Here is a 7,784-nt window from a genome sequence, read left to right as displayed (position 1 = left end):
CGACTGCATAAGCTGCGTCTCAAGTTTCTTCTTTCCGCTTAAATCGACAATTGAAATAATACTTTCTTTCTTGTCAGGGATCATGGCCGCACTCATCATCAGATCCAGAACATCACCCTTCCGGTTTACGGCGCGAAATTCATAGGATGAGGGTGGTGCTGATCTGTGACGCTGCCTGCGCAGCTTGTGATAGGTTTTCATTTTTCCCAGGTCATCCTGATGAATGAACGCTTCCCAGTTCATCTTTCCTTCCAGTTCCTGTTTTGAATATCCGCAGAGTCTGGCAAAGTTGTTATTTGCCATGAGAATGGTCGAGTCTTCAGCAATCATGATATTAGCGGTGGACGTACTTTCGAAGATGGTTCTATAAAGCTCTTCGCTCTCCCTGGTTTTCTGGTAAGAGACGGCATTCCTGATGCTGATGCCGATCTGAGGGGCGATGCCCATCAGAAGATTGATCTCTGTCTGGCCCAGGGGCTTTTTCGTCTGGACGTTATCCACCGAGAGGATCCCCATGGATTCCCCCTTGTGTACAATAGGAACGCAGATGAAGGACTGGGTACCCATATCGCGAATGAAATCACGGGTCCTTGGCGATATGTCCTTCTCGATTAACGATACATCATTGACCAAAACAGGTTTCTGTTTTTTGAAGGCCTCAACGGCCGCGCCTTTTGAATTCGGGTTATCCAAATGAAATACAACATTTGACAGGTAGGTCTCATCTTTTGGGTTGTATCCGCAGCTGACCGAATAAACGAGCAGGTTTTTTTGCTCGTTGGCCAGCATGATCATTCCCCGGTCAAAATCCAGCCTTACGATCAGCGATCTAATCATGTGCTTGAGGATCTTGTCAACCTCGGACCCCATGGATGCCGCCTGTCCGATTTCCTGAATCAGAAGGGCTTCGTTGTATCGGCTGTTGATCTGATCCAGGAGGCGGTCAGCCGCATCCGCCTGGGTGTTGACAGTGGATAACAGTTCCTTCTTTTCCAGATGTTCGGCTTGCAGCGTCAACCCGGTCAATAGAATAATATATGACAGGACCAAGGCATCCCAGTAGGCAGTCGGTATGAAATTCAGCGACAGGAGGCAAAGGACCAGTCCAACGACAGAGGCGTAATTGCGAATGCGCTTCCACACCATGGAGGGAGTTTTTTCCCAGGAGATGACATACAGGCAACAGTCACCGCCCTTGTGGACGCAAACGGGATGTTCGATGCTGGCTAATTTATTGGTGGAAAGTTTTGCCAGGGCCTCCAGTCCACCTAGCCGGTTAGAACACTGGTAAGGTTTTTCCTCCACGCCCGGTTCCAAAGTGACTTTTGCCTCAATTTTATCCGGCGCGATAGCTTGTGTTTTCATGACCGCTGCCCGGCTGAGGCGGCCGTTGATTTTCTCCAAAACACCATACACCGTTGCCGGGTTCATGAATCCCAGCATATACTGTCCGAGGGCTCCGGAGGCACGGGACGTTACCGAAAAACGTCCCACCTTTCTGGAGATATCCGGATCCTGTGTTGCCTGCTCAAGTATGTCATGAAAACGATCAACCTGCTTCTGGGTCAGCCAGTGTCCTTCATCATCGAGTTGGAACGTTTCAATGCCTGCGTGTTTCAGCAACGGAGCTACATCTATATCCGGAAAGAACCTTTTCAGGTACTCTACATAGCTCTTGATAATTCGGCTGCTGTAATATTGTTTGTCTTTCATCCCGTACCCTTGAATTTTCTCATGAGAAGCCGGATGACAAATCTGATTCTGAACTTAATGTTTTCCATCATGTATTCACTGTATTCCCTGGCACAATGAGCGTTAATGATCCAGAGATTATATTTCTTTTGGAAAAAAGGGACTTCCTGTGTTTGAAAATAATCGGATGGATAAACGAGAATGGGGATCTGTTCAACCCGGTAACAGCCGACCACCTGGGAAATCGCCGCGGACAGGATCGGCCAGGGCAGGCCTGCCGCATCGGTCACAATGATTTTAAGCCCGTTTAAGAAGTCCGACAGGCTGAGGCCGACGTTCGACTGGTTCACAACCAGAACCGCTTTCACTCTGCCGTGTTGCGTAAGAGACAGGCTATGGCAGCTCCTGATAAACCCCTGCCGCGCGTACAGCTCCGTCAGAAAGGCTCCATCATCGTTTTCTTTATCCAAATGCAACACATCCAGCAGAAGGCCGTTGGAAGTATTCCGGTAAAAAAAGTTCAGTTCTTCCAGATCCGCGGCTGAGCACTCTCCAAGCGACCACCCATTCGGCAGGGGTTTGCGGGAGCATGTTGTCGGATAGTTCAGATAAGAGAAAAGATCCATCGAACAGGCACGCTGGTTCTTAAAATGCCTGGCGAAACCGCCAAAAAAATGATCGGGAAAGCGGTTTTCGGGTCGGAAATAGAACATCATATAGTCCATTCCAACGGTGGGCAACCGATAGAGACCATTGAAATAATGCATGATATTCTTCAGGACTTGCAGGCCTGTCCTCTTTTTGTCAAGCGGCCTGGCGGCAAGGTGATGGACCATCCAGGTCCGCCTGTAGGATCGGATCATGGAAGCGTGCCCGTATATCCGGCCATTTCGTTGATAAGTTATCTGCGTGGTGATTTCCGGATTATCACGATAAAGCCGTTGATACGTTTGCTTCATCAGCTGCCGGTTCGCCTGGACGATATTATATTTTTGGGGGTAGATAAATCCGCTGTCAAAAAGAAATTCCCACAGTTGATCCGCATCGACCTCATCGGCAACATGAGCACCGGGATCAATGATGTTCATCACAATGTGACTGAGCCGGTTATAGGCAACTACATCCATATCCAAAATGACAAAACCGTAACAGATAAGATTCTTTTTCTCTACGCGACGATAGAGAACCTGTGCCTTGCACGATATGGGTAAAGCCCCTGAAAAGTTCATCTTCAAATCCCGGATGATCATTCCCGGCATCAGAACATCTTCATCGGTTGAAAGCGCAACGGAAAAGCCCGAGGAGGAAAGGTTTTTAATATCCATCTGGATATTTTTAGAAATCAACGGATGTTCAAAGGTAATGTTCGGCATAGGACTGACCAAAACACGGGGACTACGCCATTTTTTCTTTAAAAAACGGGTTATGTGGCTGGCCGTCGGAGAAAACACAATCTCCCGGACCCCCTGGTCTGCTGTCTGCCTGATACATCGGCAGTATACCGAACAAACCATCCGGCCATTCCGATAAAGATTAATTGTCGACGGGTTGTCAGCATTAAACCAGCGGAAAGAACCGATCCCATCTGGACTGACCTTGATGGTGAAGGCCCGGGAGCTGAAATCCGTCAATTGCCCCTGTGCCTGAAATCCGTCCTGCACCAGTGTGGCTCTGACCCCATGACAATTAAAATGCCTGGCCTGCCGTTTACCCAGGATATACGCCTTATCGGGTACTTTAATTGTAAAATGATCTTCCTGAAAGTCCCTGATCTTAACGGGCAAGAGGAATATCGTGAGGCCATCCGTAAGAATAATATCCAGAATTTTCGCGTTTTCCACAAGCGGACGGTTTTTCTCCGGCCAATAGCAGGTCATTGATTGGTCGCTGCAGGGGGAAGGATGGGCTTCGACAAGTATTTCCTTGTTGTTACGGTAGTGACGGAGGTGGACCTGAACCATACCGTCCATGAAGTGGATGCTGTTCCACAGGTTGATGAGTTTGCGTTGCTTGATGGTCTTTTTGGCATCGAGGTTTTGAACAAGATCATGATGGTGGAAGTAGAGCGGCCTGGCCACGACATCAGGATCAGGTTGTTCATTAACCTGCTCTACAATTATAGGACCTTGCTGATTCATGGGTTAGGCTCCTGCTGGAAATTCTGCTGTTTAGATTCCGTATGAAATTCAAAATTGCCAAAGCGGCTTCTCTAGGTTTTTCAAATTGTATGGCATGCCCACTACTCAAGGTGATTAACTGATTCCCGGTATCACCGGAAAATAAGTGATCCAATAATTGTTTGACTTTGTTGTTGTTCACGATGCGGTCCTGTTCCGCCATTATCGCAAGCACGGGAAGGCGGTTTTGGAGCATGGCAGACCAGGACATCTCCTGAATTTCATCCACGATCCTTGCGGATTTTAAGTTCAGAAATATGGTTTTGAGATCATCTTTCTCAATGAAATCCAGCCATTCATCAACCAGTGTAAAATCTGTTGCTTCCATGGGAACGGGAATGCAGGCATGATCGTGCTCGGGTTTCAACTTAAACTCAGCAATCATGCCCCGTGCAATTTTCTCGGTAATGCTTAAAACCGAGCGGAATCGTTCATTTGAGAAAAAAAGCGGCGCCATCAGCATGAGGCTGGAGACGGCATCGGGCATTCTGGATGCGGCAACGGCAGCGTACTGCGCACCCTGACACCAACCGGCGAGATGCACTCTTTTGAAAGATTTTTTCAGAAATTCAACGTGCTGAATGACCAACCCGCACCCCCGCCGGTCAGCGGCGATAACGGTCAGTTCCGGCGTCATCGATCTCAACTGAATCGCCAGCGGCGCCTGCCATCCTGAATGACTCATTCCTCCATGCAGAATCAGTAGTGCATCTTCACCTTCAGGACAACCCCAGCGCCGATAATGAATTTTATACCGGTCGGGCATTTCCAAAAAACAGATATCCGGTGCGCCGTCATCCGGTGTCTGAGGCATTCGGCACTGCATGCCAAATCCGGTATTCCAGTTTTCCACCGGGATAATCTGAAGCCCGTGGACAGTTTTCAGGTAGTAGGGCAAACGCAAATCCAAATGTCCGCCGCGCCCGAACTTCAGTGTCGGCTGAACCGGCTCCCGCTGAACCAGATAATCGCCAAAAGCCCCTTCATGGCCCACAAGGTTTTCTCCCGCCGCAGCAGAAGCTACAAGTGCAGCCCTCGTCAGCAAAGACGTTTCACCAACATGACAACCAACAATAATCGGCCATCCCAGTTTTTTTACCTCGGCGATCATCCCCAGCGCCCGGATTAGACCGCCCACCCGTGAGATTTTGATATTGGCGATGAATTGACCTGGCACATTTTGAAATGACCGCAGATGATCCAGAGTGCATAGGCTTTCATCCAGAATCACGGGAAGCCCTGTGAGTGTGCTGAAGCGGCTGATGTCTTCAACATGCCTGGCCTGCACCGGTTCTTCTACGGCAAATATCCTTCCACACCCCAGCGCCTGGGTAAAGGCGATGGCTTCGTCACAATGCTTCTTCCATAAATTATTGGCATCCAGACGAATGCGGGGAGCGGGGGCGTGATGTTGAACGGACAAAGCCTCCAGAAAATCGATTTTCTGTTTATCTTTTTCCAGATTACCGCTGAGTTTGATTTTAAAATCCGTGATTCCGCGGATCAGATATTGATCGGCAAGCGTGGCGTATTGCGATGACTTGCTGTCCCCCATAACGGCTGTATAGCGGCCAAAACGCATGGTTTCGGTAACGCCCAGCAGCGCCTCCACCGAACATCCCTTTTCCCTGGCCAGAAGGTCAAGCACCGCCATTTCGACGGCGCACCATGCCGAGGGATATTGATCAATGATTTTTTCGTGAAAGGATATCCATTGCTTGACATCATCGAGAGTTGAAAAATCAGCCCCACCTGTGGAAAAATTTTCTTCGACCCATTTGAGGCTGGATGAGAGATCGTCACCCGCCACATAGTCTCTTGGACAACCTTCACCGAATCCCGCATGCTCATGCCTTTGTGCCTGGACCCAGATGCTCTCTCCTTCATTCCTGGTCGCGGCGGCATGCCGGATAGTGGTTTTCAAAGTCAATCGCAGTGGCTCTGCCTTGATCTGGATGATCTGCTTAGTCAAACCTTTTTTACCCTCAATTTCGACAATATAGCGTAAAATCTATAATAGGAGTGGGCTTGAATGTCAATGAAAGATTCATCAGACGCAGGGTTAACATTATAAAATACTGATAAGTACTTACGATGGTCCGTTACCTTGCACCTGTCTCAAAACAAACGATATTGACATTCCGGGATAGATGCCGTTCTATCTCGGCAGAGAAACACTTCTTACCGGAGGAGAGTCAAAGATGATGCGCTGGAGAAAGGCGGTCTTTGCGTTTATGTCAAGAAATGCGGGGAATCCTACCGCTTATTTTGGCATTCCTACCAACCGGGTGGTTGAACTTGGCGCTCAAATAGAACTGTAGGGCTATCCGGGCGTTTGATTTATCGATTAGACCCCGAAAGCCTTTGTGCTTACTTCATATGGTCCATGAAAACGCCGGGAACCGGATTGCTGTCCAGGATCATCCCCTTGCGGCTAAACAGACAATGGCTATCCTGGATCTTTATTTTGATAATGCCCTGGCCTGTTCCTGCAGCAGGATATCCTCCTTTGTATCAGCTTCGATCGTAATGCCATGAGGTTTGGGAAACCCTTGCGGGTCCACATGGACAAAGGTCAGAAAACCATCAACGATGTGCTCCTCATTCTCGCTTTTTACTGCTTTCACGTAGGCAATCAGACGGGTCTGGCCACTCAGGATCATTTTGCTTTCATACCGGACAACGGTACCCAAAGGCACACGTGTTCTGAAATGCATACCGTGAATATTGACACAGACAGTGCTTTCGGGCGAGGTGATATTTGCAGCAGCAATGAAACCTGATTCAACAAACCATTTTGCTCCCTGACCCGCAAACAGCGTTCCGTGATGGTTTAAGTCAGCCCCCATAACCACATGATGAGTTTCGTATTTTTTTATAGATATTTTCACAATTGCGCCCTCCATGAAGAATCATTATTTAACCCTCTCAGCAAGCTAAGAAGAATTAACGCTCGTCCCGCGTGAGCGGGATTAAATGTTGACACGTTCCACATCACCGGTGATGCAGCCCACATCCATAATAGACTTACAATGCGGCATCGGCAATCCTTTCAACGTGGTAGCAATGAATTCCGATATAATACCACACTGCCTGATCGTGTCCAGATAAGCATATCTCGTCACCGCTGATCCTTTTGTTGTTATAACGCCAGACTGGATCACTTCGACTCCATTTGCTCTCATCTCTTCAATCTTTTTATCGTAACCTGATATCATAAAACCCAGATGATGTATTCCGCCTCCGCATTTTCCAATCATATCTGAATAAACGTTTTCCTCCACACCTTTGACCTGTATAAGCTCAATCTCCACACCACCTTTAAAGGCAATCACAATATCTAAATCGGGTTTAATGGGCTTGCCCCGATAGGTAGCTTCGTGTTTTAGAGTACTTGAACGATACCATCGGCCGATATTCAGGAGTTTTGTATAACAAGCAACCGCTTCCGTTATGTCTTTTACAAGAATCCCAATCTGATGAATATTGGGGAGTGTCATTCTGCTGATATCGCGAATATCCGGTTGCTGCATGAATGCCTCCTTTCCTACTCAAAATTGAAAAGCGATTTTCATTGCCCGGTTGGCCTCTTTATTAAGATGAATATCAATCATTTCCCTGTATTTTTCAAGTGGAAGCTTGTGAGTCAGCATGTCATCCACCTGAACTTTTCCGGTGGAAATCATTTCCAGTGAGATTTCAAACGTATGTTTTCTGACGCCTGCGATGTTGTTATAGCGATAGCCGTAGCAGCCTTTGACGGTCTGCAGCTTGAGCCACAACGGGGTGAGATCCAGCTTTACCTCTTTTCCAATTCCGATAATGGAAAGTACTCCGCCGGTTGCAGTAACCCTGAGAGCCATATTCAGAGTTTCGGCGCTGCCGACCGTATCAAAGACTTTGTCATAGCCGCCC

General features: G+C 48.0%; 6 protein-coding genes. All 6 read right to left on the bottom strand.

Translation table 11 applies throughout. The features are described from left to right. On the bottom strand, positions 1 to 1,713 hold a 1,713-nt coding region (locus CVU71_18465), incomplete at its 3' end, for a hypothetical protein (GenBank protein ID PKN16815.1). Further along, positions 1,710 to 3,830 (bottom strand): hypothetical protein, encoded by a 2,121-nt coding sequence (locus CVU71_18460; GenBank protein PKN16814.1) that lies wholly within the window; start codon positions 3,828 to 3,830, stop codon positions 1,710 to 1,712. The genes CVU71_18460 and CVU71_18465, both read right to left, overlap by 4 nt. Further along, positions 3,793 to 5,799 (bottom strand): hypothetical protein, encoded by a 2,007-nt coding sequence (locus tag CVU71_18455; GenBank protein ID PKN16813.1) that lies wholly within the window; start codon positions 5,797 to 5,799, stop codon positions 3,793 to 3,795. The genes CVU71_18460 and CVU71_18455 overlap by 38 nt, the downstream gene beginning before the upstream one ends. Before the next feature lie 532 nt (positions 5,800 to 6,331). Continuing rightward, positions 6,332 to 6,754 carry an acyl-CoA thioesterase gene (locus tag CVU71_18450; GenBank protein PKN16816.1) on the bottom strand — a complete coding sequence of 141 codons (423 nt, stop codon included), beginning with the start codon at positions 6,752 to 6,754 and terminating at the stop codon, positions 6,332 to 6,334. An 87-nt stretch (positions 6,755 to 6,841) separates the two neighbouring features. Continuing rightward, on the bottom strand, positions 6,842 to 7,402 hold the full coding sequence (locus CVU71_18445; protein PKN16812.1) for a hypothetical protein: 561 nt from the start codon (positions 7,400 to 7,402) through the stop codon (positions 6,842 to 6,844). Between the two features lie 18 nt (positions 7,403 to 7,420). Continuing rightward, a partial coding sequence (locus tag CVU71_18440; GenBank protein PKN16811.1) for an alcohol dehydrogenase occupies positions 7,421 to 7,784 on the bottom strand: 364 nt, incomplete at its 5' end.

The organism is Deltaproteobacteria bacterium HGW-Deltaproteobacteria-6 (assembly GCA_002840435.1).
GTDB lineage: Bacteria > Desulfobacterota > Syntrophia > Syntrophales > Smithellaceae > UBA8904.
Note: the sequence above shows the minus strand (reverse complement) of the source record. Positions and strands in the feature narration are given on the sequence as shown.

Bases quoted from the DNA above. Each gene is read 5' to 3' on its own strand.
- CVU71_18460 (PKN16814.1), bottom strand. From the start codon at position 3,830: ATGAATCAGCAAGGTCCTATAATTGTAGAGCAGGTTAATGAACAACCT.
- CVU71_18445 (PKN16812.1), bottom strand. From the start codon at position 7,402: ATGCAGCAACCGGATATTCGCGATATCAGCAGAATGACACTCCCCAAT.